The sequence below is a fragment of the Muricoccus vinaceus genome (assembly GCF_042433125.1).
Classification (GTDB): domain Bacteria; phylum Pseudomonadota; class Alphaproteobacteria; order Acetobacterales; family Acetobacteraceae; genus Roseomonas; species Roseomonas vinacea.
In genome coordinates this window covers 212,850-238,713 of sequence record NZ_JBHLVZ010000001.1, presented here as the reverse complement: position 1 = coordinate 238,713, position 25,864 = coordinate 212,850, and the positions used below count along the sequence as shown (strand labels likewise).

General features: G+C 72.5%; 24 protein-coding genes and 2 tRNA genes. 11 read left to right on the top strand and 15 right to left on the bottom strand.

What is annotated here, in order from left to right; translation table 11 throughout:
* Positions 1 to 4 precede the first annotated feature (4 nt).
* The 4 genes from ACFFIC_RS01180 to ACFFIC_RS01165 form a co-directional block, all read right to left on the bottom strand.
* Positions 5 to 832 carry a PhzF family phenazine biosynthesis protein gene (locus tag ACFFIC_RS01180; RefSeq protein WP_377048179.1) on the bottom strand — a complete coding sequence of 276 codons (828 nt, stop codon included), beginning with the start codon at positions 830 to 832 and terminating at the stop codon, positions 5 to 7.
* Complete coding sequence (locus tag ACFFIC_RS01175) at positions 829 to 1,257, bottom strand: DoxX family protein (RefSeq protein ID WP_377048177.1); 429 nt, start codon at positions 1,255 to 1,257, stop codon at positions 829 to 831. Before ACFFIC_RS01175 ends, ACFFIC_RS01180 begins: the two co-directional genes overlap by 4 nt.
* A 95-nt stretch (positions 1,258 to 1,352) precedes the next feature.
* Positions 1,353 to 1,847, bottom strand: coding sequence for a xanthine phosphoribosyltransferase (gene gpt / locus ACFFIC_RS01170; protein WP_377048176.1), 495 nt, complete (start codon positions 1,845 to 1,847; stop codon positions 1,353 to 1,355).
* Positions 1,848 to 1,930: 83 nt separating this feature from the next.
* Positions 1,931 to 2,272 (bottom strand): tRNA-binding protein, encoded by a 342-nt coding sequence (locus ACFFIC_RS01165; RefSeq protein ID WP_377048175.1) that lies wholly within the window; start codon positions 2,270 to 2,272, stop codon positions 1,931 to 1,933.
* Between the two features lie 149 nt (positions 2,273 to 2,421).
* On the opposite strand from ACFFIC_RS01165, the gene ACFFIC_RS01160 reads away from it, so the two are divergent.
* From ACFFIC_RS01160 to ACFFIC_RS01145, 4 genes are all read left to right on the top strand, one after another.
* A complete protein-coding gene (locus ACFFIC_RS01160; RefSeq protein WP_377048174.1) occupies positions 2,422 to 4,317 on the top strand; it encodes a bifunctional sugar phosphate isomerase/epimerase/4-hydroxyphenylpyruvate dioxygenase family protein in 1,896 nt (631 codons plus the stop codon).
* Between the two features lie 54 nt (positions 4,318 to 4,371).
* Positions 4,372 to 5,145: an SDR family NAD(P)-dependent oxidoreductase gene (locus ACFFIC_RS01155; RefSeq protein WP_377048172.1), complete on the top strand. Its 774-nt coding sequence runs from the start codon at positions 4,372 to 4,374 to the stop codon at positions 5,143 to 5,145.
* Positions 5,145 to 6,755 (top strand): gamma-glutamyltransferase family protein, encoded by a 1,611-nt coding sequence (locus ACFFIC_RS01150; protein WP_377048171.1) that lies wholly within the window; start codon positions 5,145 to 5,147, stop codon positions 6,753 to 6,755. Before ACFFIC_RS01155 ends, ACFFIC_RS01150 begins: the two co-directional genes overlap by 1 nt.
* 66 nt (positions 6,756 to 6,821) lie before the next feature.
* Positions 6,822 to 8,321, top strand: coding sequence for an amidase (locus ACFFIC_RS01145; protein WP_377048170.1), 1,500 nt, complete (start codon positions 6,822 to 6,824; stop codon positions 8,319 to 8,321).
* 13 nt (positions 8,322 to 8,334) lie between these two features.
* On the opposite strand, the gene ACFFIC_RS01140 is transcribed toward ACFFIC_RS01145, so the two are convergent.
* The 3 genes from ACFFIC_RS01140 to ACFFIC_RS01130 form a co-directional block, all read right to left on the bottom strand.
* Positions 8,335 to 8,580 (bottom strand): hypothetical protein, encoded by a 246-nt coding sequence (locus tag ACFFIC_RS01140; RefSeq protein WP_377048169.1) that lies wholly within the window; start codon positions 8,578 to 8,580, stop codon positions 8,335 to 8,337.
* Positions 8,580 to 8,849, bottom strand: a complete 270-nt coding sequence (locus ACFFIC_RS01135; protein WP_377048168.1) for a hypothetical protein — start codon at positions 8,847 to 8,849, stop codon at positions 8,580 to 8,582. Before ACFFIC_RS01135 ends, ACFFIC_RS01140 begins: the two co-directional genes overlap by 1 nt.
* A 119-nt stretch (positions 8,850 to 8,968) precedes the next feature.
* Positions 8,969 to 9,223 (bottom strand): Lrp/AsnC ligand binding domain-containing protein, encoded by a 255-nt coding sequence (locus tag ACFFIC_RS01130; protein ID WP_377048167.1) that lies wholly within the window; start codon positions 9,221 to 9,223, stop codon positions 8,969 to 8,971.
* A gap of 274 nt (positions 9,224 to 9,497) precedes the next feature.
* On the opposite strand from ACFFIC_RS01130, the gene ACFFIC_RS01125 reads away from it, so the two are divergent.
* The 3 genes from ACFFIC_RS01125 (at position 9,498) to ACFFIC_RS01115 (ending at position 12,820) form a co-directional block, all read left to right on the top strand.
* A complete protein-coding gene (locus tag ACFFIC_RS01125; protein WP_377048166.1) occupies positions 9,498 to 10,541 on the top strand; it encodes an ABC transporter substrate-binding protein in 1,044 nt (347 codons plus the stop codon).
* Positions 10,542 to 10,548: 7 nt separating this feature from the next.
* Positions 10,549 to 11,031 carry a nucleoside deaminase gene (locus ACFFIC_RS01120; protein WP_377048165.1) on the top strand — a complete coding sequence of 161 codons (483 nt, stop codon included), beginning with the start codon at positions 10,549 to 10,551 and terminating at the stop codon, positions 11,029 to 11,031.
* A 91-nt stretch (positions 11,032 to 11,122) separates the two neighbouring features.
* Positions 11,123 to 12,820 (top strand): thiamine pyrophosphate-dependent enzyme, encoded by a 1,698-nt coding sequence (locus ACFFIC_RS01115; protein WP_377048164.1) that lies wholly within the window; start codon positions 11,123 to 11,125, stop codon positions 12,818 to 12,820.
* On the opposite strand, the gene ACFFIC_RS01110 is transcribed toward ACFFIC_RS01115, so the two are convergent.
* From ACFFIC_RS01110 to ACFFIC_RS01075, 8 genes are all read right to left on the bottom strand, one after another.
* Positions 12,817 to 14,397, bottom strand: a complete 1,581-nt coding sequence (locus ACFFIC_RS01110) for an ABC transporter substrate-binding protein (RefSeq protein ID WP_377048163.1) — start codon at positions 14,395 to 14,397, stop codon at positions 12,817 to 12,819. The genes ACFFIC_RS01115 and ACFFIC_RS01110 overlap by 4 nt on opposite strands.
* An 85-nt stretch (positions 14,398 to 14,482) precedes the next feature.
* Positions 14,483 to 15,274 (bottom strand): HpcH/HpaI aldolase/citrate lyase family protein, encoded by a 792-nt coding sequence (locus tag ACFFIC_RS01105; RefSeq protein ID WP_377048162.1) that lies wholly within the window; start codon positions 15,272 to 15,274, stop codon positions 14,483 to 14,485.
* Positions 15,271 to 16,401, bottom strand: coding sequence for a CaiB/BaiF CoA transferase family protein (locus tag ACFFIC_RS01100; RefSeq protein WP_377048161.1), 1,131 nt, complete (start codon positions 16,399 to 16,401; stop codon positions 15,271 to 15,273). Before ACFFIC_RS01100 ends, ACFFIC_RS01105 begins: the two co-directional genes overlap by 4 nt.
* 14 nt (positions 16,402 to 16,415) lie before the next feature.
* Complete coding sequence (locus ACFFIC_RS01095; RefSeq protein ID WP_377048160.1) at positions 16,416 to 17,576, bottom strand: acyl-CoA dehydrogenase family protein; 1,161 nt, start codon at positions 17,574 to 17,576, stop codon at positions 16,416 to 16,418.
* Positions 17,577 to 17,661: 85 nt separating this feature from the next.
* Positions 17,662 to 18,354 carry a DUF1045 domain-containing protein gene (locus tag ACFFIC_RS01090; protein WP_377048159.1) on the bottom strand — a complete coding sequence of 231 codons (693 nt, stop codon included), beginning with the start codon at positions 18,352 to 18,354 and terminating at the stop codon, positions 17,662 to 17,664.
* On the bottom strand, positions 18,351 to 19,490 hold the full coding sequence (locus ACFFIC_RS01085) for an alpha-D-ribose 1-methylphosphonate 5-triphosphate diphosphatase (protein ID WP_377048158.1): 1,140 nt from the start codon (positions 19,488 to 19,490) through the stop codon (positions 18,351 to 18,353). Before ACFFIC_RS01085 ends, ACFFIC_RS01090 begins: the two co-directional genes overlap by 4 nt.
* A 148-nt stretch (positions 19,491 to 19,638) precedes the next feature.
* A tRNA-Asn gene (locus ACFFIC_RS01080) sits at positions 19,639 to 19,714 on the bottom strand.
* Positions 19,715 to 19,791: 77 nt separating this feature from the next.
* Positions 19,792 to 19,865, bottom strand: a tRNA-Cys gene (locus ACFFIC_RS01075).
* Between the two features lie 151 nt (positions 19,866 to 20,016).
* On the opposite strand from ACFFIC_RS01075, the gene ACFFIC_RS01070 reads away from it, so the two are divergent.
* From ACFFIC_RS01070 to ACFFIC_RS01055, 4 genes are all read left to right on the top strand, one after another.
* Positions 20,017 to 20,679, top strand: a complete 663-nt coding sequence (locus ACFFIC_RS01070) for a protein-L-isoaspartate O-methyltransferase family protein (RefSeq protein ID WP_377048157.1) — start codon at positions 20,017 to 20,019, stop codon at positions 20,677 to 20,679.
* Positions 20,680 to 20,870: 191 nt separating this feature from the next.
* Positions 20,871 to 22,337 (top strand): TolC family outer membrane protein, encoded by a 1,467-nt coding sequence (locus ACFFIC_RS01065; RefSeq protein ID WP_377048156.1) that lies wholly within the window; start codon positions 20,871 to 20,873, stop codon positions 22,335 to 22,337.
* 40 nt (positions 22,338 to 22,377) lie between these two features.
* Entirely contained in the window at positions 22,378 to 23,067 is a 690-nt protein-coding gene (locus ACFFIC_RS01060) for a DUF2497 domain-containing protein (protein ID WP_377048155.1), read from the top strand.
* A 77-nt stretch (positions 23,068 to 23,144) separates the two neighbouring features.
* Complete coding sequence (locus ACFFIC_RS01055) at positions 23,145 to 25,841, top strand: valine--tRNA ligase (RefSeq protein ID WP_377048154.1); 2,697 nt, start codon at positions 23,145 to 23,147, stop codon at positions 25,839 to 25,841.
* Positions 25,842 to 25,864 lie beyond the last annotated feature (23 nt).

Sequence of the window (25,864 nt, the reverse complement as noted above, 5' to 3'; positions counted from 1 at the left end):
GGCCTTAAGCCATGATGCGCGCCTCGCCGGAGACGCGCACCGAGGCCCCTGTTTCCTCGGGGATGGTGGCGTGGAGGCGCGACGGCATGCCCATGGCGTCCCCCTGGTGGATGGTGATCCCGCCCCCGTGCGGCCAGCCGGTGTCGCGCAGGTGGCCGCCGAGCGCGGCGGCGGCCGCGCCGGTCGCCGGATCCTCCGCCACGCCGCCCGCCGCGAAGGCGTTGCGGGCGTGAAAGAGGCTCGGGCCCGCCGCGTGCAGCAGCGCCACGGTGACCAGCCCGGCCCTTCCCATCATGGCGGCACCGGCCGCGAGGTCGTAGCGCATGCCGTCCAGCGCCGCCCGCTCGCGAAAGGCCAGCAGGAGGTGCCGCGCCCCCGCCTCGGCGACGGCGGGCGGGATGCGCGGGTCCAGCGCGCCGGGGGGCAGGCCGAACAGGGCGAGGGCCTCCGCGACCAGCGCGGCCGGTGCCGGCGCGCTGCGGGTCGGGGGGGATTGCAGCGCCGCCCGCAGGCCGTTCTCCCGCCAGCCCTCCACCGTGATCCCGCCCTGGTTCAGGCGCAGCCCGAAGCGCCCGTCCCCGAGGGCCAGGGCCAGCGCGGCGCCGAGCGCGATGGTGGCATGGCCGCAGAAGGGCACCTCGATCGCCGGCGCGAAGTAGCGCACGCGCCACTCCCCGTCCTCCGGCGCCGCGAAGGCGGTTTCCGAGTAGCCGACCTCCGCGGCCACCGCCTGCATCGTCGCGGGGTCGGGCAGGCGCTCGCCGATCACGACGCCGGCGGGGTTGCCCCCCGCGCCGCCGCTCGAGAAGGCCGCGATCCGCTGGATCCTCACGCGGCCAGGGCCCTCAGGCGCGCCCGGTGGGCCTGCATCGCGGCCAGGGCCAGCCCGCCGCAGATCCCCAGGTGCTCCACCGCGACGTGCATGTGCGGCACCGCCTCCGCCGGCGGCATGGACCAGAAGGCATGCACCAGCGGGATGGTCAGCAGGGTGAACACCGCCAGAGCCCCGGCCCCCAGCCAGGCATGGGGCCCGTGGATGACCAGCGCCGAGCCCAGAAGCTGGGTGATGATGGTGGCGACCGCGAAGCCGGGCGGGGGATGCAGGCCGAACATGGCCATCTCCGCCTGCGCGCCGCCAAAATCGATCAGCTTCGCCAGCCCGCTGGCCCAGAAGGGCAGGGTGAGCAGGACCCGCATGGCGACGCCGAAGGCACGGCTGTCGAGGATGGCGGCGATCGGCCGTGGCGTTGCGTGCATCCTGTGCCCTTCCCCCTGGCCGCGACCCCCGCGCCGTGTCCCCGAGCATGCTTCGCCCGGCGCCGTTTCGCCAGCGCCTCGATTCCGGCGGTGGTTCAGGCGCCGCCGGCGGCCGCCGTCTTGATGATCGGCGCCACGAACTGGGGCTCGGTGTCCCAGGGGAACAGGATCCAGGTGTCCTGGCTGACCTCGGTGATGAAGCTGTCCACCAGGGGCCGCCCGGCGGGCTTGGCGTAGATCGTGGCGAAATGGGCCCGCGGCAGGATGGCGCGCACCACCTTGGCCGTGGTGCCGGTGTCCACGAGGTCGTCCAGCACCAGCCAGCCCGTGCCGTCCCCCGCGGCCGCCGGGGGCTTCACCACGCGCGGCTGGCCCATCTCCTCCTCGTCGTAGGTGACGACGGAGACGCTCTCGATCAGGCGGCAGTCCAGCTCCCGCGCGACGATGGCGGCCGGGATCAGCCCGCCGCGGGTGATGGCGACGATGCCGTTGAAGCCGCCCTCCACCGGCCCCTTGCCCACCAGGCGCCAGGCGAGCGCCTTGGCATCGCGGTGGAGCTGGTCCCAGGTCACGGTGTAGTAGCGGGGCATTCTCGCAATCTTTCAGCAGCGGCTTGGCAGAAGGAGCTTGGCAGGAACCGCCCGGCGGGCAAGCCGGGGGCGGAAAGCCCGGGTCAGAACATCCGGGCGCCGTTGGGAACCGGCTGGTCGGGGCGCAGCAGCACCACCGCGCCGGCCTCGTCGGGCGCGCCGAGCACCAGCACCTCGCTCATGAAGCCGGCGATCCGGCGCGGCGCGAAGTTCACCACGGCCATCACCTGCCGCCCGATCAGCGTTTCCGGCGCGTAGTGCACCGTGACCTGGGCCGAGGAGCGCCGGATGCCGATGCCCTCGCCGAAATCCACCCAGAGCTGGATGGAGGGCTTGCGCGCCTCCGGGAAGGGCTTGGCATCCACCACCGTGCCGGCGCGGATGTCGATGCGGTCGAACTCGTCGAGGGCGGCGGGCGTCTCCATTCGCCGCGCATAGCGGAGGGCCCCGCTTCCTGGAAGGGGCGGGCTGGAAGAGGGGGCGCCGATCCGCTCTAAGCTGGATGGGCGCCGCCCCTGCGGGCCCGGCCGGCGCGCCCGCGGATGGCCCGCGCCACGGAGCGCATACGGACCGCATGCCCGAAGCCCCTCGCGACCGCCTGCGCGCGCTGCCGAAGTCCATCGCCACCGTCTGCCTGTCAGGCAGCCTGCCGGACAAGCTGGAGGCCGCGGCCTCCGCCGGGTTTCAGGGGGTGGAGATCTTCGAGCAGGACCTGCTGACCCATGACGGCCCGCCCGAGGGCATCCGCGAGATGGCGGCGGACCTCAACCTCGCCATCACCATCTTCCAGCCCTTCCGCGACTTCGAGGCGATGCCCGAGCCGCAGCGCCGCCGCAACATGGACCGGGCCGAGCGCAAGTTCGACGTGATGCAGGCGCTGGGCACCGATCTCGTGCTGGTTTGCAGCAACACCCAGCCCTCGGCCCTGGACGACCCGGAGCGGGCCGCCGCCGACCTGCGCGAGATGGCGGAGCGCGCCGCCGCCCGCGGCCTCCGGGTCGGCTACGAGGCCCTCGCCTGGGGGCGCCACGTGAACCGCTGGCGCCAGGCCTGGGACATCGTGCAGCGCGCCGATCACCCCGCGCTGGGCTTGATCCTGGACAGCTTCCACACCCTTTCCCTCGGCGACACGCTGGACGGGCTGTCGGCCGAGGTCCCGGGCGAGCGCATCGCCTTCGTGCAGCTCGCCGACGCCCCGCGCCTGACCATGGACGTGCTCGGCTGGTCACGGCATTTCCGGAACTTCCCGGGGCAGGGGGAGCTGGACGTGCCCGCCTTCACGCGCGAGGTCCTGGCGGCCGGCTATCGCGGCCCCCTCTCGCTGGAGGTGTTCAACGACGAGTTCCGCGCGGCCCCGGCCCGCCGCATCGCGCGCGACGGGCACCGCTCCCTGATCTGGCTGGATTCGGTGATTGCCGCCCCCTCCGTTCCCGCCGCGCCGCTGCCGCCCCCGCCCGCCCTTGGCGGCGTGGAGTTCCTGGAATTCGCGGTGGACGAGGCCCGGGGGCGCGATCTCGCGACCTTTGTTGCCACCCTGGGCTTCCGCCTGGCCGGGCGGCACCGTTCCAAGGCGGTGGAGCTCTGGCGCCAGGGCGGCGTGAACCTCGTGCTGAACGCCGAGCCCGACAGCGCCGCCGCCGGACATTTCGAGCTGCACGGCGCCTCCGTCTGCGCGACCGCCCTGCGCGTGGACAACGCCGCCCGCGCCCTGTCCCGCGCCGAGGCCCTGCTCTGCTCCATCTGGCGCGAGCGCGTGGGGGAGGGGGAGCGCGCCATCCCCGCCGTGCGCGCGCCCGACGGCACGCTGATCTACCTCGTGGAGCCCGGCGCCCGCTCCATATGGGAAAGCGACTTCCACCTCCTGGTGCCGGAGGAACCGGCCGCCCCGGGAGCCCTGGCGCAGGTGGACCACGTGGCCCATGCCCTGACCGGCGGCCAGATGGACGGCTTCGTCCTGTTCCACCGCTCGGTCTTCGGCCTGGAGCCCGGCGCGCCGCTCGACCTGCCGGACCCCCAGGGCCTGGTGCGCAGCCGCGCCATGGCCGACCCCGCCGGGCGGGTGCGAATGCCGCTGAACGTCTCGGAAAGCCGCCAGACGGCGACGGGCCGCTTCGTCTCGGCCATGGCCGGGGCGGGGGTGCACCACGTCGCCTTCTCCACGCCCGACGTGGCGGCCTTCGCGGCCGGGCGCACGGCGCCGATGCTGGAGATCCCCGCCAACTACTACGAGGACCTCGGCGCCCGCTTCGGCCTGGAGGACGAGGCGCTGGCCGCGCTGGAGCGGGGCCACCTCCTCTATGACGGCGACGGCCAGGGCGGCGCCTTCCTTCATGCCTTCACCGTTTCCTTCGAGGATCGCTTCTTCTTCGAGGTGCTGGAGCGGCGCGGCGGCTATGACGGCTACGGCGCCGCCAATGCCGGGGTGCGCATGGCCGCCCAGGCCCGCGCCCGGCCCTGGATGCCCGGCTGAGCCAAGGGGAGCCGGGGGCTTGCGGTGGCGGGCCACCCTGCGCAGGCTCCCCCGATGACCGCCGCCCCGCTGCCCAGCACCCCCAGCTTCCGCCTCGACGGCCAGCGCGCCCTGGTGACCGGCGCCTCCGGCGGCATCGGCCGGGCCGCCGCCGTGGCCCTGGCCGAAGCCGGGGCCGAGGTGGTGCTGGCCGCCCGCCGGATCGAGGCGCTGCGGGAGGCCGCCGAGGCGCTTTCCGCCGTGGGCCACAAGGCCCACGCGCTTGCCCTGGACGTGACAAACCGCGATGCCGTGCGGGCGGCCGTGGAGGCCGAAGGGCCATTCCGCATCCTGGTGAACAACGCCGGCACCAACATCCGCGAGCCCTTCACGGAGGTGTCGGACGAGTCCTTTGACGCCCTGGTCGACCTCAACACGCGCGCCGCCTTCGCCGTGGGCCAGGCGGTGGCGCGCGGCATGGTGGCGGCCGGGCAGGGGGGCGCCATCGTCAACGTTTCCTCGGTGAACGGGCACATCGCCGGGATGAACCGCAGCGTCTACACCGGCACCAAGCATGCGCTGGAAGGCTTCACCAAGGCCTGGGCGGTGGAACTGGCCCAGCACGGCATCCGGGTGAACGCGATCTGCCCGGGCTTCGTGGAAACGCCGCTCACCGAGGGTATCCTCTCGGATACAGCCTTTCGCGCACGGGAATCCCGGCGTATCCCCCTCGGGCGCATCCTGACCGTCGAGGACGTGATGGGCGCGATCATCTTTCTCGCCTCCCCGGCCGCGGCCGGCATCACGGGGGCGAGCCTGCTAATCGACGGGGGGCTTTGTTCCATCTGATGCGCGACCTTCACCTTCCCGGGCGCAGCCCGGCCATGGCCCTCAACGCGATGGCGGCGACTTCCATGCCCGTCGCCACCCTCGCGGCCCTCGACACCATGCGGGCGGGCGGCAACGCGATCGACGCCGCGATCGCCGCCTGCGCCGTGCTGGGCGTGGTGGAGCCGCAATCCACGGGGATCGGCGGCGACTGCTTCTGCCTCTACGCCCCGGCCTCGGGCGGGGTGATCGCCATCAACGGCTCCGGCCGTGCGCCGGCGGGGGCCACGCCCGAGCGGCTGCGGGCCGATGGCCTGACCGCCATGGTCAACACTTCCGCCCACTCGGTCACCGTGCCCGGCGCCGTGTCCGCCTGGGAGGCGCTGAACAAGGCTCACGGCAAGCTCGGCCTCGACCAGATCCTCCAGCCCGCGATCGGCTATGCCGAGCAGGGCTTCGCCGTCTCCTCCCGCGTTTCGGCGGACTGGGAGGACAGCGTGGGCAAGCTTTCGAAGAACCCGGCCTCCGCCCGCCGCTTCCTCAAGGACGGGCAGGCCTTCGCCTTCGGCGACCGCTTCGTGCAGCCCGAGCTCGGCAAGACGCTGCGCGCCATCGGCCGCGACGGCGCCCGCGCCTTCTACACCGGCCCCATCGCGGCCGACATGGTGAAGACCCTTCGCGAGGCCGGCGGCAGCCACACGGAGGAGGACTTCGCCGAGGGGCAGAACGCCGCCAACTTCGTGGACCCGATTTCCCGCAAGTGGCAGGGCATGGAGGTCTTCCAGTGCCCGCCCAACGGCTCGGGCCTCCTGGTGCTCATGCTGCTGGGCATCCTCGAGGGCTTCCCCGACCCCGGTGGCCCGCTGACCGCGACGCGCATCCACCGCCACCTGGAAGCGGCGCGCCTGGTCTACCGCGACCGCGACGCCTTCCTCGCCGATCCCTCCCAGGTCGAGGTGCCGCTCGCGAAGCTGCTGTCGGACGGCTACCTCGACAAGCTCCGCGGCATGATCAGCGACGACAAGGCGATGGTGGACCTGCCGCCCGCCGGCGACGTGGACTGGCAGAAGCACAAGGACACCGTCTACCTCACCGTGGTGGACAAGGACGGCAACGCCTGCTCCTTCATCAACTCCCTGTTCGAGGGCTTCGGCTCGGGCATCCTGGCCGAGGGCTCTGGCGTCATGCTCCAGAACCGTGGCTTCGGCTTCCGCCTCCAGGAAGGCCACCCGAACTGCATCGCGCCCCGCAAGCGCCCGATGCACACGATCATCCCGGGCATGGTGATGAAGAACGGCCAGGCCATCATGCCCTACGGCGTGATGGGCGGGCACTTCCAGCCGATGGGGCAGAGCTGGTTCCTCGCGAACCACTTCCAGTTCGGCATGGACGTGCAGGAGGCGCTGGACCTGACCCGCGTCTTCCCGAGCGTCGGTGCCAGCCACCGCGACGTGGAGATCGAGACCGGCCTGCCCGAGGGGCTGAAGGCGGAGCTCGCGGCGCTGGGGCACCAGCCCAAGCTCATCAAGAAGCCGCATGGCGGCGGGCAGGCGATCCTGATCGACCGGGAGCGCGGCGTGCTGATCGGCGGCTCCGACCCGCGCAAGGACGGCTGCGCGATGGGCTACTGACGCCCGAACGGGCCGCGCCCCGGCGCGGCCCGCCCCTGCCTGATGACCTGCCGACGGGATGTGCCGATGACCGAGCCCTGCGACCTTTCCGCCCTTGAAGCCCGCAGGCTGATCGGGACCAGGCAGCTTTCCCCCGTGGAGCTGCTCGACTCCTGCCTCGCCCGCATCGCCCTGGTGAACCCGGCCATCAACGCCGTGGTCGCCATGGACGAGCCGCGCGCCCGCGCCGATGCCCGGGCGGCCGAGGCGGCGGTGATGCGGGGCGATACGCTCGGCCTGCTGCATGGCCTGCCCATCGGCATCAAGGACCTGGAGGAAACGGAAGGGCTGGTCACCACCTTCGGCAGCCCCCTGTTCAAGGACCACGTGCCGAAGGCCGATCTCCGCTCGGTCGCGCGCATCCGCGCCGCGGGCGCCATCATCACGGCCAAGACCAACACGCCCGAATTCGGCGCCGGCGCCAACACGCGCAACGCCGTCTATGGCGCGACGGGCAACCCGCACGACCCCAAGCGCTCCGCGGCCGGCTCCTCGGGTGGATCAGGCGCGGCGCTGGCGGCGGGCATGTTCGCGATCTGCTCGGGCTCCGACACGGGCGGCTCTCTCCGCAACCCCGCGGCCTTCAACGGCATCGTCGGCTTCCGCCCCAGCCCGGGCCTGGTTTCCAGCGAGCGCCGCCTGCTGGGCTGGCAGAACCTGCCGGTGCTCGGCCCCATGGCCCGCAACGTGCCCGACGCCGCCCTGCTGCTGGCGGCCATGGCCGGCGACGACGCGCGCGACCCGCTCTCCTACACGCTGCCCGGCCACCCCGTGCGCGGCGCGGCCGAGATGTGGACGCCGCTGCGCCCCCTCGACCTTTCCGCGCTGCGCGTGGCCGCCACCGAGGATTTCGGCCTCGCCCTGGTCGAGAACACCGTGCGCGAGGCCTTCCGCGCCCGCGTCGCGGCGCTCGCCCCGCTCTTCGCGCGCATGGAAGCGGCGACCCCCGACTGCACCGGCGCGGACGAGGCCTTCGAGGTTCTGCGCGCGCTCAACTTCGTCGCCGCCCACGCGAAGAAGGTGGCGGAAACGCCGGACATGGTCGGCCCCAACGTGCGGGCGAACGTGGCGGAAGGGCTGGGCTACTCGGCCGCCGACGTCGCCCATGCCGGCATTCTCCAGACCCAGCTCTACCAGCGCTGGCAGGACTTCTTCGAGGCGGGCACCGACCTGATCGTCACCCCCGCCATCACCATCTCGCCGCGGCCGTGGTCCGAGCTGTTCCCCGCGGAGATCGACGGGCAGAAGACCCGCACCTACTTCCACTGGCTGGCCATGGCCTACATCGTGACGCTGACCGGCCACCCCGCCATCTCGATCCCGCTGGGCCGGGATGCCAAGGGCATGCCCTTCGGCCTGCAGATCGTGGGGCCGAGGGGCGGCGACGCCCTGGTGCTGCGGGCCGCCGCCGCGATCGAGGCGGCCGTCGCGGGCGACACCACCATGGCGCGCCCGGTGCCGGACATCGCGGCGCTGGCGAAGGCGCCGCCGATCTCCGCCATGCCGGGCTTCCTGGGCTTCGACTGAGCCGCGCGGCCGCCTACCAGCGGCGGTAACCGTAGCCGTAGCGCGGGTAGTAGCCGTAGCCGTAACCGTAATAGGGCCGGGGGTAGTAGGGCGCCGGCGCGTAATAGGTCGGGCCGGACGCGATGGCCGCCCCGGCCGCCGCGCCAACGCCGGCGCCCACCAGCGCCGCCCCCGCCACGTTCGGCTCGCCATAAGGGGCATAGTAGCAGCCGCCCAGCGACAGCCCCGCCACCGCCAGCAACGCGAACCGCGCCTTCATCACCAACCCCTCCCGTTTCCGTAGCCTTGCGCATAGGGCCGCCCATAGCCGCGCCCAAGGCCACCATAGGAACCGTAACCACGCCGGTCGGGTTGCCGGGCGTGGTGCCCGTTGTCGCTCGCCGAAGCCGCGAGCAACCCGGCTGCCAGCCCGACGCCCGCGCCCAGCGCCAGCGTGCTGCCCCAGTCCGTGGAGCCGTCGGGGTTCTGGCAGCCCGCCGTGGCCAGGGCGGCGCCGAGGGCGAGGGCGGGAAGAAAGCGGACCTTCATCTGATGGGACCTCCGATGGTCCCTAACATGGGCCGCGCGCGTGGCACCCTCGCGGCATCGCCGCGGCAGGGCGCGGCGGCACGATGGTCTTTTCGTGGCGCCCGCCCCGGCGCCCGGACTCAGCCCCGAGGGCCGGAAAAGGCGTTGAAGGTCTGGAGGGTGTAGGTGTCCTTCACCCCCGCCACGCCCTGCACACGCTCCACCACGAACAAGCCGATATCCTGCTCGGGCTCCAGGTAGAACTTGCCGAGAAGGTCGTACTGCCCGCTGGTCGAGTGCATCTCCGACAGCTCGGGAATGCTGTCCGCCATTTCCCGCGCCACGCGGTAGGCGGCCCCCATCTCGCACTTGATCATCACGAAGATCGCCTTCATGCGCGCACAACTCCGGTTTCGCCGCCAGGATGCCCCCGCGCGCGCCCTGTTCCAAGCAGCACGGCCGAGGCACGGAACCTGCATCGCGGTTCCCGCCGTCAGGCACGCACATGTCCCGACTGCGGAAGACCGTGGCGCGCATCCCCGGCGGGGTGCGGCCGGTCCGGCGGGGGAAAGCCGCCGCAAGTCCGCATCGCCATCGCCGCCCGCACCCCCACGCGGCATTCCCGTGCCCCCGGCCCTCCCGCCCGGGGCGCCGCAGGAGTGTCCCGTCATGCCCCACCCAACCCGCCGCTCCCTGCTGGCCGCATCGCTCGCCGGCCCCATGGTGCTGGGCGCCGCCGCGACGCGCGCCCAGCCCGCCACTCCCATCCGCTTCATCCTGGACTGGAAGGCGCAGGGCCCCCACGCCTGGTACTACATCGCCCAGAGCCGCGGCTTCTTCCGCGAGGCGGGGCTGGAGGTGACGATCGACCAGGGCGAAGGCTCGGCGGCGGCCGTCACCCGCGTCATGTCCGGCGCCTACGATGCCGGCTTCGGCGACATCAACGCGGTGATCCAGAACGCCGCCCAGCGCCCCGGCGAGCAGCCGGTCATGGTCTACCTCGTCTACAACCGTGCCCCCTACGCCATCATCGCCCGCGCCGACGGCCCGGTGCGGACGCTCAAGGACCTGGAGGGGCGGCAGCTCGGCGCGCCCGCGGGTTCGGCCACCGCCCGCATGTTCCCGGCGCTCGCCGCGCGGAACGGCGTCGATCCCGCCCGCGTGCAGATCGCGGCCATCGCGCCGAACCTGGTGGAGCAGATGCTGGTGCAGGGGCAGGTGGATGCGATCGCCCAGTTCTCGGGCACCAGCTACATGAACTTCGTCGGCATGGGCCGGAACCCCGAGCGGGACTTCCGCTGGTTCTTCTACAGCGACATGGGCCTCGACCAGTATTCCAACGGCGTCATGGTCAGCCAGGCCCTGCTGCGGAACAGGCCGGAGGCGGTGCGCGGCCTGGTGTCCGCCATCAACCGCGCGATCCTTGAGGTCGCCGCCGACCCGGATGCCGGGGTCGCCGAGTTGAAGCGGGTGGAGCCGCTGACGGAGCCCGCCATCGAGCGCCAGCGCATGCTCTACATGCTGCGTGCCCAGATGGTGACGCCCGAGACCCAGGCGCTTGGCCTCGGCGACCTCGACGACAAGCGCCTGGAGGGCGCCATCGGCACGGTTGTGCAGACCTATGCCCTGCCGCGCAGCCCCGGCGTCCGGGAGGTCTTCCGGCGCGACTTCCTGCCCCCGCGCGAGGCGCGGGTGCTGGCGGTGGCGGGCTGAACGCGCCATGCCCGGGATGAACGAGCACGAGCGCATGATGGCCATGGCCATCGAGCAGGCGCGCCACGGCGCCTCCCTCGGCGAGCAGCCCTTCGGCGCCCTGGTGGCGCGGGAGGGGGAGGTGGTGGCCAAGACCTGGAGCAGGAAGGTCGGCCTCTGCGACGCCACCGCCCATTCCGAGACTCTGGCGGTGGGCATGGCCTGCCGCGCCCTCGGCCGGCGAGAGCTGCCCGACTGCACCTTCTACGCCACCTGCGAGCCCTGCCCGATGTGCCTGGGCGCCATCCTGAACGGCGGCTTCACGCGGCTGGTGATGGGGGCGCGCAACGCGGACGTGAAGCGCTTGGCCAGAAAGGCCTTCAACTTCAACGGTTACACCGTCGAAAGCTTCGCCGCCACCGTGGGATGGGACCTCGAGGTGATCGAGGGCGTGCTGACCGAGGAATGCGTCTCCCTCTACACCTCGTCGGCGGTGGAGCTGACGCGCTAGTGGCCCGGCGGGGGCGTTGGCGGCGTCCCGCTCCGGACGTAGTCTCCGCCCCCTTCGGCCCGCAGCGGGCCCCAGCGTGGGAAAACGACCGATGGACGATGGCGCGGCGGCACGGCAGGGAATCACACAAGCGAGGACGGGCGGGCAGCTCCTGGCCGATGCGCTGGTGGCCCAGGGCGTGACCCACGCCTTCTCGGTGCCGGGCGAGTCCTTCCTCGACCTGCTGGACGGCCTCTACGAGGTGCGCGAGCGCGTGGAACTGGTCACCTGCCGCTTCGAGGCCGGAGCCGTCCACATGGCCGAGGCCCATGGCAAGCTCACCGGCCGCCCGGGCGTCGCCATCGTCACCCGCGGCCCCGGCGCCTGCCACGCGAGCATCGGCGTGCACGTGGCCATGCAGGACAGCACGCCGCTGGTGCTGATCGTCGGCCAGATCCCCTTCAGCGAGACCGACCGAGACACCTTCCAGGAGGTGGACTACCGCCGGATGTTCTCCCCGCTGGCCAAGTGGGTGACGCAGATCGACGACGCCGCCCGCATCCCCGAGCTGATGGCCCGCGCCTTCGACGTGGCGCGCAGCGGCCGCCCCGGCCCCGTGGTGGTCGCCATCTCCGAGGAAATGCAGAAGGCGGTGGTGGAGGTGCCGGATGTCGGCCCCGCGCCGACCCTGCCGGCCTCGCCCGCGCCCGGCGCCATCCCCCGCCTGCTCTCCCTGCTGGACGGCGCGGAGCGGCCCGTGGTTGTGCTCGGCGGCACCGGCTGGTCGGCCGAGGGCAAGGCGGCCGTGCGCGACTTCTGCCTCGCTCATGACCTGCCCGTGGCCGTCGGCTTCCGCCGCCTCGGGCTGTTCGACGGCACCTCGCCCAACTTCGCCGGCGACCTCGGCGTGGGCTCCGATCCCGGCCTCGTCGCGCGCGTGAAGGAGTCCGACCTCGTCATCGCCATCGGCAGCCGCCTCGGGGAGGCGACCAGCCAGGGCTACACCTTGTTTCCCGCGGGGCAGACCAGCCCGATCGTGCAGGTCCACCCCGATCCCGCCGAGATCGGCCGCGTCTTCCGCCCGCTGCTCGGCATCACCGCCGACCTCAACGCCTTCGCCCTCGCGCTGCGGGACGCCGCGCCGGGCAAGCCGCGCCCCTGGGGCGAGTGGACCAGGAAGCTCCGCGCCGGGCGCGAGGCGAGCGTCGCCGCGCCCGACTACGAGGGGCCGCTGAACCTGGCCCGCGCGCTCCAGGCGCTGGAGGCCGAGCTTCCGCCGGACACCATCTTCACCACCGACGCCGGCAACTTCGCCACCTGGCCGCAGCGCTTCATGACGCTCCGGGAGGACCAGGAGTTCCTCGGCCCGACCAACGGCGCCATGGGCTATTCCGTGCCGGCGGCCCTCGGCGCCGCCATCACCTATCGCGGCCGCTGCGTGCTGGGCTTCGTGGGCGACGGCGGCTTCCTGATGACGGGGCAGGAGATCGCGACGGCCTTCCAGTCGGGCGTCGCCCCCATCATCATGGTCGTGAACAACGGCCAGTACGGCACCATCCGCATGTACCAGGAGCGCCACTATCCCGGCCGCGTCTCCGGCACGCAGCTCACCAATCCCGACTTCGCGAAGTTCATCGAGGCCTTCGGCGGGCACGGCGAGGTCGTCACCGCCACCGACGAGCTGGTCCCCGCCTTCCGCCGCGCGCGGGAAAGCGGGAAGCCCGCCGTGATCGAGGTGCGGATGAGCCCGGAGCAGATCACCAACCGCCAGACGGTGGCCCAGATCCGGGCCGCCGCCGCGAAGCACTAGGACCGGCGCACGTTCCAGAAGGTGGCGAAGCCGTCCAGCACGCCCGTGATGCCCGTGCGCCAGGCGGTGGGCTGGAGATACTGGCCGAGGGGATAGTAGGGCACCTCCCGCATCCCCTCGGCCTGGATGTCCCGGCAGATCGCCTTCTGCGCGGCCTCGTCGGGCGCCTCGAACCAGGCCGCCCGCAACGCCTCGATCCGCGGGATGGTGGCCCAGCCGGCATAGCCGGCCTCCCCCGCCCCGCGCAGCGCGATGTGGACGGCGGGGTTCAGCCAGTCCATGCCCGCCCAGTTCGTGATGAAGGCGCTCCACCCGCCATCCGCCACCGGCCCGCGGCGGTTGCGCCGCTGGAGCATGGCGTTGAACTCCACCGAATAAACCTCGACGTTCATGCCGGCCTGCTTGAGCGAATCCGCGGCCACCGCCCCCATCACGGATGAGCCCGAGGAGGTGGAGGGGATCATCAGCAGCACGGGCTCGCCGCGATACCCCGCATCGCGCAGCGCGGCGCGCACCCTGCCCATGTCGCGCGCGCCGTTCAGCGGCGCGAGGCCCTCCGCGCTCGCCATCGGCGTGCCGTTGCAGAAGAAGCCGAGCGGCAGGGTGTAGAGGCTGGTTTCCCCCGCGCCCACCAGCGCCTGCATGGTGGCCTCCTGGTCGATCGCGCCCCAGAGCGCGCGCCGGATGGCCGGGTTGTTGAAGGGTGCCTGCAGGTGGTTCACCTGCATCATCCCCACGAAGCCCGTGGGGTCTTTCACCTCCACCCTGATGTTGCGGTTCCGCCGCATCAGCGGGAGCTGGTCGTGATAGGCGTATTCCTGCCAGTCCGCCTCGCCGGCGATCAGTGCCGAGGTGGCGGTGGAGGGATCGGGCATCACGCGCCATTCCACCCGGTCGAAATGCACGACCTTCGGACCGGAGGTCCAGGTCAGGGCACCGTCGCGCCGCGGCACGTAGCCCTCGAACTTCGTGTAAACGCTCAGCGATCCCGGCACGCGCTCATCGGCCTTGAACCGGAAGGGGCCGCTGCCGACCAGCTCCGTCACCTGCCGGAAGGGATCGGTGTTGGCCAGCCGCTCCGGCATCATGGCGCAGACGGGAACCGAGGCCTTTCCCAGCGCGAAGGGCAGGAGGGGGAAGGGCCGCTTCAGCCGGAAGCGGATGGTGCGGTCGTCGGGGGCGGAAAGCTCGTCCGTCGCCTCCATGAGCAGGCCGCCGAAGGGGTCGCGCCTGGCCCAGCGCCGGATGCTGGCGACGCAGTCCCGCGCCAGCACGCGCTCCCCGTCATGGAAGCGCAGGCCCTCGCGGAGCGTCAGGTTCCACAGCCTGCCGTCGGCCTCCACGCTATGGCCGTCCACCATCTGCGGCGTCGCCCGGAAGCCGGCATCCATGCCGTAGAGCGTGTCGAACACCATGTAGCCGTGGTTGCGCGTGGCATAGGCGGTGGTGGTGACGGGATCCAGCGTCACCACGTCCTGCTGCGGGGTGAAGCGCAGCGTGGTGCTGGCCTGTGCCCGCGCGACGAAGGGCAGGACCAGGCCCGCGGCAGCGGTTTTCATCAGGCTGCGACGCTGCATCGGCAATCTCCTTCTCGGATCGGCCGGTGACGCGATGTTTCCCGCCCGAAGATCACCACGCCCCGTCCGGGAAGGCCAGCGCGGATCAGCCCCCCGCGCGCGCCAGGATGCGCACGGCCCGCATGCGAACGGGCGCGTCGATCATCATCCCGTCCACCTTCTCCGCGCCGTCGCCGCCGGTGGCGAGCACGCGCCGCGCCCAGGTCACCTCGTCCTCCCCGGGGGCGAAGCCGCGCAGCGCCGGCGCCACCTGGCGCGGATGGATCAGCAGCTTGCCGCCAAAGCCGAGCCCGGCCGCGTGCCGGGCATCGTCCTCCACCAGCGCATCGTCCCCGATCGTGGCCGTGACGCCATCCAGCGGCGCCGGCAGCCCGGCCAGTCGCGAGGCCAAAACGAGCTCCAGCCGCGCCATCAGCAGGGCATCACGCGTATGGGCGCAGCCGAGGTCGGCGGCGAAATCCATGGAGCCGAAGGCGAGGCACCCCGCGGCCCGTGCCAGCTCCCGCGCCGCCGCCAGGCCGCGGGCGGATTCGATCAGTGCCACGGCCAGGCCGTCCTCGGGCAGCAACGCGCGGATCGTCGCCATTCCCGCCGGATCCTCCGCCTTGGGCAGGACGATGCCGCCGACGCCCGCGCCGGACAGGGCCGCGAGATCCTCCGCGTGCCAGGGCGTGCCGCTGGCGTTCACGCGCACGAGGACGCGGATGCCCGGCAGGCAGGCGCCGGCGGCGGCGCGGCGGGCCGCCTCCTTTTCCTCCGGCGGAACCGCGTCCTCCAGGTCGATGATCACCGCGTCCGCGCCGGAGGCAGCGGCCTTCGCGAAGCGATCCGGCCGATGGCCGGGGACGAAAAGCGGGGCGACGGGGGCGCCGTTCATGTTGCGAACTCCTGCCGGATCCGATTCGTGTGCTCGCCCAGCGCGGGCACGGGGCCGAGCGCCCGCGGGCCGTCGTCGAACAGCGCCGCCGGCGCGGCCGCCTCCACGGGCCCGCCCGGCGTGTCCAGTGCCACCCGGCGGAGCGCCGGGTGGTGGGCGAAGGCCGCGAGGTCGTTGACGAAGCCGAAGGCGGTGCGCGCCGCGCGCAGGCTGGCCGCCGCTTCATCCCGCGACAGGGCCGCGAAGGCCTGGGCGACATGCGCGTCCACCATGGGGCGGTTCGCCACGCGCTCGACGTTGCTGCGGAAGCCCTCGCGCTGCGGCAGGTCCGGCTGGCCCAGGAAGTGCCCGCAGAACTCCGCCCATTCGCGCTCGTTCTGGATGGAGATCAGCACCTGCGACCCGTCCGCCGTCGCGAAGGCGCCGTAGGGGCAGATGGAGGGATGGGCGAGCCCAACCCGGGCCGGCGCCCGCCCGGTGCCCTCGAAGTAGAGCAGCGGCACGTTCATCCAGTCCGCCATGCCGTCGAAGAGGGAGACGGCGATGCCCTTGCCACGGCCGGTGATGCCGCGCTCGATCAGCGCCTCCAGCACGGCGGCATGGGCGTTCATGCCGCAGGCGATGTCGCAGACGGACACGCCGACGCGCCCCGGCCCCTCGGGGCGCCCGGTGACGGAGCACAGCCCGCTCTCGGCCTGCACGAGAAGGTCGTAGGCCTTCATGTCCGCATAGTCGCCGCTCTCGCCATAGCCTGATATGTCAACCGTGATCAGACGGTCATGCGCCGCGCGCAGCTCGGCGCTGCCGAAGCCGGCGCGCGCCGCCGCGCCGGGCGCGAGGTTCTGGATGAACACATCCGCCCGCGCCACCATGCGCCGGAGCAGGGCGAGGTCGTCGGCCGCCTTGATGTCGAGGACCACGCTTTCCTTGCCGCGGTTCAGCCACACGAAATAGGAGGACAGGCCCTTCGCGGCCGCGTCGTATCCCCTGGCGAAGTCGCCCTCGGCGCGCTCGATCTTGATCACCCGCGCGCCGGCATCGGCCAGGCGCCCCGCGCAATAGGGCGCGGCCACCGCCTGCTCCATGGAAACAACCAGCAGCCCCGCCAGCGGCTTCGATCCGGCCATGGTCCCGCCCTCCGTCAGAAGCTGCGCGGCATGCCCAGGATGTGCTCGGCGACGTAGCTCAGGATCAGGTTCGTGCTGATCGGCGCCACCTGGTAGAGGCGCGTTTCCCGGAACTTCCGCTCCACGTCGTATTCATGCGCGAAGCCGTAACCGCCATGGAACTGCAGGCAGGCATTCGCCGCCTCCCAGGAGGCCTTGGCCGCCAGGTACTTGGCCATGTTCGCCTGCGCGCCGCAGGGCTGGTTCGCGTCGAACAGCCGGCAGGCCTCGAAGCGCATGAGGTTCGCGGCCTCGATCTCGATGTAGCTCTCGGCGATCGGGAACTGCACGCCCTGGTTCTGGCCGATGGGGCGGCCGAAGACCACGCGCTCCTTCACGTAGGGCACGACCTTGTCGATGAACCAGTAGCCGTCGCCGATGCATTCCGCCGCGATCAGCGTGCGCTCGGCGTTGAGGCCATCGAGGATGTAGCGGAAGCCACGGCCTTCCTCGCCGATCAGGTTCTCGGCGGGAATCTCCAGGTTGTCGAAGAAGATCTCGTTGGTCTCGTGGTTCACCATGTTGTCGATGGGCCGGACGGTCATGCCGTTGCCGATGGCGTCGCGCAGGTCCACGAGGAAGATCGACATCCCCTCGGACTTCTTCTTCACCTCCGCGAGCGGCGTGGTGCGCGCGAGCAGGATCATCAGCTCGGAATGCTGGACGCGCGAGATCCAGACCTTCTGCCCGTTCACCACGTAGCGGTCGCCCTGGCGGACGGCCGTGGTGCGGAGCTTGGTGGTGTCGGTGCCCGTGGTCGGCTCGGTCACGCCCATGGATTGCAGGCGCAGCTCGCCCGTGGCGATGCGCGGCAGATAGCGGCGCTTCTGCTCCTCCGAGCCGTGCCGGAGCAGGGTGCCCATGTTGTACATCTGCCCGTGGCAGGCGCCCGAGTTCCCGCCCGAGCGGTTGATCTCCTCCATGATGATGGAGGCTTCCGTCAGCCCGAGGCCGGAGCCGCCGTATTCCTCGGGGATCAGGGCCGCGAGCCAGCCGGCCTTGGTCAGGGCATCGACGAAGGCCTCGGGATAGCCGCGCTCGGCGTCGATCTTGCGGTGGTACTCGGCGGGGAAATCGGCGCAGAGGGCGCGGACGGCCTCGCGAAGCTCTCCGTACTCGTCCGTCGCTGCCTGCATGGCCGTTCCTCCCGTTTCCGCACCGGCCTCAACGGCCGGTGCGGCGAAAGGTCATGCCGCCTCGCGCGGCCGCCGGGAAGGGGGCTCAGCCGCCCAGCGGCAGGCGCTCGGCCAGAAGGAAGGGCTCGCCCGGGGCGGCCTGCGTGAAGAGGCAGATGTCCGAGACCCGGCGCGGGCGGGCGGCGGCCTCGCCCAGGAAGGCCAGGGCGGCGGGGCGCAGCACCGCGTCCTGCTCGGGCGTGAGGCGCCGCGTCAGGGTCACGTGGAAGCGCCATTCGGCGAACACGTGGGGGTAGCCCCAGAGCCGCAGGTTCTCCTGCTCGGCCGGGGAAAGGCGCTCGGGGCGGCGGCGGATGATCTCGGCCATGTCGGGCGCCCGGCGGTGCCCGTCCATCCCGGAGACGCAGGCATCCGCCAGGGCGTGCAGGGCGGGGCAGGGGGCGGCCTCGCGCAGGGCCAGGAAGCCGCCCAGGGAGGCCAGCTCCAGCGGCGGAAGGTCGAAGGGGGCGATGCGGGCCGCCAGCGATGCCGCATCGGCCCGCATGGCGGCGTAGCTGCGGGTCATGTGGAAGGGAGGCTTGAGCGTGGCGTGGAGCCCGTAGCGGCGGGGGTCCTCCGTCAGCGCCTGCAGGTCCAGGTCCGCCGCGGGCGGCTGGGGCAGCCGCGCTCCCGTTTCGGCATCACGCCCCAGCCAGCGGCTGCCCAGGGCGTGCAGGGGGTCATCCAGCGCCGGGGCCCAGTAGAGCGCCACGCGGGCGAGGGTGCCGACCCCCATCATGCGATTCGCGCCCCGCCGCGCCACACGGCCTGCACCACCGGCGTGCCGCCGAACTCCCGCAGCCGCACCAGGTCCGCGCGCAACCCTGCCGCGATCCGCCCGCGGTCATCGAGTCCGAGGGCGCGGGCCGGGTTGGATGTCACCGTTGCCACCGCGGCGGACAGGTCCATGCCGGTGGCGTCCGCCAGCCTCCAGGCGGCCTCGATCATGGCGGGCGGCACGTAGTCGGAGGCAATGATGTCCACCAGGCCTTCCCGCGCGAGGTCGGCGGCGGAGACGTTGCCGGAATGGCTGCCCCCCCGCACCAGATTGGGCGCCCCGGCGATGATGGCCATGCCGTGGGCGCGGGCGGCGCGGGCGGCGGCGGGGTTCACGGGGAACTCGCTGATGCCGATGCCGTCCGCGGCGTTGCGGGCCACCACCTCGGCATCCCAGTCGTCATGCGTGGCCAGGGGCACGTTCCGCCCCTCGAACAGGGAAAGCAGGGCGCGGCGGTTGGGCTCGGCCCATTCGGCGCGCTGCGCCGTCAGCTCCGCGATCCGCCGGTCCACCGCCGCGGGGCTCGCGCCGCCCTTCACGCGCATGGCCCGGTAGCGGTCGGGATCGGCGTACTGGCCGACGCCGGGGGTGTGGTCCATCAGGCTGACCATGCGGAGCATGGGATGGTCGTGGTAGTCTGCGAGCATGGGCAGCATGTCCGTCGCGGGCAGCTCGCAGCGCAGGTGCAGCCGGTGATCGGACTTCAGGGCCCCCGCCTCGGTCAGGGCCTGCAGGTCGCGCGCGCCATCGCGCGCGGTCTGCAGGCGGCTCTCGTCGAAGCCGAGGTCGCCCAGGCAGAGGGCGTCCAGCACCGTGGTCACGCCCGCGACGGCCACCTGCGAATCATGCGCCAGGAAGGCCGAGGCCGAGGGCCAGCGGGCCATGCTGCGGGGCAGGACCTGGCGTTCCAGGTTGTCGGTGTGCACGTCCACCACGCCGGGGATCAGGTGGTCGCCGCCGAGGTCTTCCGCGCCGGGCGCGGCGCTGCGGCCGGGCGAGACCTCCGCGATCAGGCCGCCGTGCAGCAGGACAGTGCCAAGGAGAACGCCGTCCGGCAGCACAAGCCGGGCGTTGGTCAGAATGGTCTCGTCGGTCATGCGTCCCCTTCTGCCCGAGCCGCGCGGCAGGGCAACCCCATCCCGGCGCTTGTCACCGGGCTTTCATCACGCTTGCCGAAGCGGCATTCCCGGAAAGGGACCGGGAAACGAAAAAGGGGACGCACCCTGCGGCGCGTCCCCCTTCAAGTGGCTCCCCGAGTTGGACTCGAACCAACGACCTAGCGATTAACAGTCGCGTGCTCTACCAGCTGAGCTATCGGGGATCAGGCCCGCGATCGGTTGCGGGGCGCGCCGGATACCGCGCCTCCGCCGATCCCGCAAGGGGGGTCGTGGGAGGCGGTGGAGGCCCGAGCGGGAATCGAACCCACATTCACGGATTTGCAGTCCGTTGCATCACCATTCTGCCATCGGGCCGGCACGCCCGGCCGATATCGCCTTCCCGGGGCGGCGGGTCAACCCGGCCCGGCGCGCGTCCGGCGAGGAGGCTGCCGCGGCGCGTCCTTCCAAGCGGGGGCGGCCCCGCCTATAAACCGCCCAGTTCAATGAAGATGGGGCAGCGGGCGGCATGGATTACGCCGAGGCGCGCAGGCGCATGGTCGACGGGCAGGTGAAGCCCAACCGGGTGACGGACCCGCGGATCCTGCTGGCGATGCTGGAGGTCCCGCGGGAGCTCTTCGTGCCGCCGGCGCTCCGCGTCCGGGCCCTCGCGGACGAGGACCTGGCGCTCGGCCGGGGGCGCGTCCTGCTCCAGCCCATGACGATCGGGCGCATGATCCAGCTCGCCGCGCCCCGCCCGGGCGAGCGGGTGCTGGTGTTGTCCGCCGGCACCGGCTACGGCGCGGCGCTGCTGGCCCATATGGGTGTGCAGGTGATCGCGCTGGAGGACGACGCGGTGCTGGCCGACCTGGGCGGCGCGGCCATCGCGGCCTCCAACCTTCCCCCGGGCGCCCTGCGCCGGGAGACCGGGCTGCCGCCGGCGGGCTTCCCGGCGGGAGCTCCCTTTGACCTCATCCTGGTGGAGGGCGCGGTGCCGGCCGTGCCGCCCGCCCTGGTGCAGCAGCTCGCCGAGGGCGGGCGCCTGGTCGCGATCCGCCAGCCGCCGGGCGAGGTGGGGGCCGCCATCCTGGGCCGCCGCGTCGGCGCTGCCTTCAGCGTGGTGGAGGCCTTCGACGTGCAGGGCACCCTGCTGCCCGCTTTCACCCCCAGGGCCGGATTCGTTCTGGCCTGAGGAAGCGGCCGGGCAGGGTCGCTTGCCGCCCCTTGCCCGCCATGAACCATTCGGAAATGCGCTGCCGCAAGTGTGGCCTGCAATCCTGGCCGTGATGCGGCAGCGCGGGCTAGCATGACCGGAACCACGACCATCCAGCCCGCCGCGCCCCGTCCAGGGGCCGCGGCGCGGTTGAACAGGGATAGCAGCCGATGACCCCCAGTCACCTTCCGCGCCCCGGAGCCGGGAAGACCTCCCTTCGTGCCGCGCTGCGCACCGCCGGGTTGCTCTCTGGCACGGCGTTCTGCCTGGCGGCTACTTTCGTCGCTCCGGCCACCGCCCAGACGTTGCAGGAAGCCCTCGCCCAGACCTACGCCAACAACCCCACCCTCGCGACCGCCCGCGCCCAGCTCCGCGTGGTGGACGAGAACGTGCCGCAGGCCCTGGCGGGCTGGCGTCCGAGCGTCAGCATCACGGGCAGCGCGGGCTATGCCGTGGCCAATGCCCGCCAGCGCGCCAACCTGGCCAATGGCCAGCGCATCGGCGTCACCAGCGACCAGGAGCGCGGCATCGGCAGCGTCGCCGCCACCGTCAGCCAGCCGCTTTATCGCGGCGGGCGCACCGTGGCCACGACCCGCCGTGCCGAAAACCAGGTCCTCGCGCAGCGCGCCCGCCTGCTGGCGACGGAGCAGCAGGTGCTGCAGGACACCGTCACCGCCTATGTGAACGTGATCCGCTTCCAGGAGGAGGTGCGCCTCAACCTGAACAACGCCCAGGTGCTGCAGCGCCAGCTGGACGCCACCAACGAGCGCTTCCGCGTGGGCGAGATCACCCGCACCGACGTGGCGCAGGCGGAGTCGCGCCTGGCCGGCGCGCGGGCGTCCCGCGCCGATGCGGAAGGGCAGCTCCAGAACTCCCGCGCCACCTTCCTGCGCACCATCGGCGTGGCGCCGACGCGCCTGACCGCGCCGCAGCCGCTGACCCCGGCCGCGCGCAACAACCAGGACGCCGCCCAGGTGGCCGCGCTGAACAACCCTGCCGTCGTGGCCGCGCTGTTCGACGAGGCGGCGGGGCGCGACGCCATCGACATCCAGCTCTCGACGCTGCTGCCGCAGGCGAGCCTGCAGGCCCAGGCCTTTCGCAACGACAACCAGACCGTGGCCGGAACGCGCGGGATCGGCGAAAGCGTGACAGCCACCCTGACCGTCCCGATCTACCAGGGCGGGGCCGAGTATTCGGCGGTGCGCCAGGCGCGCCAGGATGCCAGCCGCCTGCGCCAGGTGGTGGACGACCAGCGCCGCGCGGCGTCGGCCCAGGCCTCCACGGCCTGGGAGACCCTGGGCAGCGCGCGCGCCACCGTGGAAAGCGTGCGCGCCCAGATCCGCGCCGCCGAGATCGCGCTGGACGGCGTGCAGCGCGAGGCCGTGGTCGGCAGCCGCACCACGCTCGACGTGCTGAACGCCGAGCAGGAGCTGCTCAACGCCCGCGTCTCGCTGGTCCGCGCTCTGGCCAACGTGGTGACGGCCAGCCATTCGCTGGCCCAGGCCGTCGGGCGGCTGACGGCGCGGGACCTTGCGCTGCCCGTCGCGCTCTACGACCAGGAAGCCTATTACCGGGCCGTGCGTGACCGCTGGGCGGGGCTGGGCGACTATTCCGTGCCCCAGGCCGTGCGCCAGTAGCACGCGTTCCGATCTCATTCGCCCCAGAAGGGAGCCCCGCATGTCCGGCGCCGCCACCGCCCCCGGTCAGGACCCGTCGATGGAGGACATCCTCGCTTCCATCCGCAAGATCCTGAACGAGGAGGAGGCCGCCGCGCCGCCTCCCGAGCCGGCGGTGGCCGCCGCGCCCGACGCGATGCCCGCGCCTGTTCTTTCCGTGAGCCTGCAAGACGCGGCCGCCGAGCCGCTTGACCTGACGGAGGAGATGCTGGTCCTGCCCCCGAGCGAGACGCCCCGCGCGGCCGAGCCCATGCCGCGCGAGCCGGCCGGCATCATGGTGGCCGGCGGCCAGTCCGCCCCGGCTGCACCCACCCTGCCTCCGTCCTCCGCCCCGCCGCCGGTCCATCCGGCGCCGGCGGCCGCGGTGGCGGGCAGCCCCGTGCAAACCGGCCGGGAGCCGGCGGCGCCGGTGGCGCAGCCCGAGCCGCCAGCTCCGGTGCCGCAGGCGGCCGAGGGCATCCTGGCCCCTGCCACCGCGGCGGCGGCCTCGGCCATCCTGGGCCAGCTCGCCCGCGCGGTGGCCGCGGAGCGCAGCGCCCCCGTCCACCGCGGCGGGCCCTCCATCGAGGACGTGGTGCGCGAGGAAGTGCGCCCCATGCTGAAGGACTGGCTGGACACGCACCTGCCGGGGCTGGTGGAGCGTCTCGTGCGGGCCGAGATCGAGCGGGTGATCAGCAGGTCGCTCGGCTAGGAGCACCTCCGCCGCGGGGCAGGGGGCACGCGCACGGGCCTTGACGGCGGCCCGCGCGCCGCGCCAAGCCTCCGGCCATGCTCGACAAGACCCTCTCGCCCGCCGGCTACGAGCCGCGCCTCTACGAAGGCTGGGAAGGCTCCGGCGCCTTCGCGGCCGAGCCGGCCTCCGCCGCCAGGCCCTTCACCATCATGATCCCGCCGCCCAACGTCACGGGCAGCCTGCATGTGGGCCACGCGCTGGACGTCACCATCCAGGACACGCTGGTGCGCTTCCGGCGGATGCAGGGGCGGGACGCCCTCTGGCAGCCCGGCACCGACCACGCGGGCATCGCGACGCAAATGGTGGTGGAGCGCCTCCTGGCCGCCGAGGGGCTGGACCGCCGCCAGATGGGGCGCGAGGCCTTCCTTGAGCGCGTGTGGAAGTGGAAGAACGAGAGCGGCGGCGCGATCACGCGCCAGCTGCGGCGCATGGGCGCGAGCCTCGACTGGTCGCGCGAGCGCTTCACCATGGACGAGGGGCTTTCCGTCGCGGTGCGGGAGGTCTTCGTGACGCTGCACCGCCAGGGCCTGATCTACCGGGACCGCCGGCTGGTGAACTGGGACGTGAAGTTCCAGACCGCGATCTCCGACCTTGAGGTCGAGAGCCGGGAGGTGAAGGGCAGCCTCTGGCACCTGCGCTACCCCGTGGAGGGCGAGCCCGGACGCTTCCTGGTGGTGGCGACGACCCGCCCGGAAACCATGCTGGGCGACACCGCGGTGGCCGTGAATCCCGATGACGGGCGCTTCCGGGACCTGGTTGGCAAGTTCCTGGTGCTGCCGATCATCGGGCGGCGCATTCCCGTGGTGGCCGATGCCTATTCGGACCCGGAGAAGGGCTCGGGCGCGGTGAAGATCACCCCCGCGCACGACTTCAACGATTTCGAGGTGGCGCGACGCCATGGGCTGCCCGCGCCGACGGTGCTGGACCCCGAGGGGCGGGTGACGCTCGGCGAAATCGAGGCGGACCTGCGGGCGGTGCCGGGCGTGGCCGACCCGGGCACGGCCCGGTTGCTCGCCGGCCAGGACCGCTTCGAGGCACGCCGCGCCATCATCGCGGAGCTGGAGCGGCTGGAGCTGATCGAGGCGATCGAGGCCCACACCCACGCGGTGCCGCATGGCGACCGCTCGGGCGTGCCGATCGAGCCGCGGCTGACCTGGCAGTGGTACGCCGACGCCGCGACGCTGGCCAAGCCCGCCATCGAGGCGGTGGAGAGCGGCCGCACGCAGTTCGTGCCGAAGCAGTGGGAGAACACCTTCTTCGCCTGGATGCGTGACATCCAGCCCTGGTGCGTGTCGCGCCAGCTCTGGTGGGGCCACCAGATCCCCGCCTGGTACGGGCCGGACGGGCATGTCTTCGTGGAGCGCACGGAGGAGGAGGCCCTGGCGGCCGCCCGCGCGCATTACGGCAGCGACCAGCCGCTGAACCGCGATCCGGACGTGCTGGACACCTGGTTCTCCTCCGGGCTCTGGCCCTTCTCCACCCTGGGCTGGCCGGAGAAGACGCCGGAGCTGGCCCGCTACTATCCGGGCGACGTGCTGGTGACGGGCTTCGACATCATCTTCTTCTGGGTGGCCCGGATGATGATGCTGGGCATCCACTTCATGGGTGACGTGCCCTTCAAGGTGGTGAACATCCACGGCCTGGTGCGCGACGAGCGCGGCCAGAAGATGTCCAAGTCCAAGGGCAACGTCATGGACCCGCTGGAGCTGGCGGATGCCTATGGGGCGGATGCCCTGCGCTTCACCCTGGCCTCCTTCGCGGGGCCTGGGCGGGACGTGCGGCTGGGGCGGCAGAAGGTGGAGAGCAACCGGGCCTTCGTCACCAAGCTGTGGAACGCCGCCCGGTTCTGCGAGATGAACGGCATCGCGCCCGATGCTTCCTACGATCCCGCGGAGGCGGCCACGCCGCTCGCCCGCTGGATCATCGACGCGGCGAACGCGGCGGTGGCGGAGGCGACGGCGGCGCTGGAGGCCTATCGCCTCGACGACTACGCCGCGGCGCTCTACCGCTTCACCTGGGGCAGCTTCTGCGACTGGTTCCTGGAGCTGGCCAAGCCCGCCCTGATGGGGCCGGACGGCGCGGAGAAGGAGGCGGCGAAGGGGGCTGCGCAGCATGTTCTGGGCGTGATCCTGCGGCTCGCCCATCCCGTGATGCCCTTCGTGACCGAGGAGCTGTGGGACCGCTTCGGCTACGGCCCCGAGGGCAGCCTGATCCGCACGCCCTGGCCTGAGGCCGTGGCCGTTCCCGGCGCCGCCGAGGCGCGGGCGGAGCTGGACTGGCTGGTTTCCTTTATCACGGAGGTCCGCGTGGTGCGGGCCGAGGTGAACGTGCCGCCATCCGTCACCGTGCCGCTGCTGGTGCAGGGCGCGACCGCGGAGACGCTGGCCCGCGCCGCGCGCTGGATCGACCCGATCCGTCGCCTCGCGCGCGCCACGGAGGTGCGCGTGCTGGAGGGCGCCGCGCCCGAGGGCGTGGCGCAGGCCGTGGTGGGGGAGGCAACGGTGATGCTGCCCCTGGCCGGCGTGGTGGACCTGGCGGCCGAGCGCGCGCGCCTGGCCAAGGACCACGCCAAGGCGGAGGCGGAGGCCCGCAAGATCGCGCAGAAGCTGGCCAACCCCGATTTCACCACCCGCGCCAGGGAGGAGGTGGTGGAGGAAACGCGCGAGCGCCTCCGCACCGCCGAGGCCGAGGCGGCGCGGCTGGCTGCGGCGATCTCGCGAATCGCGGCCTGAGCGCCAGGGCGTAAGGAACAGGG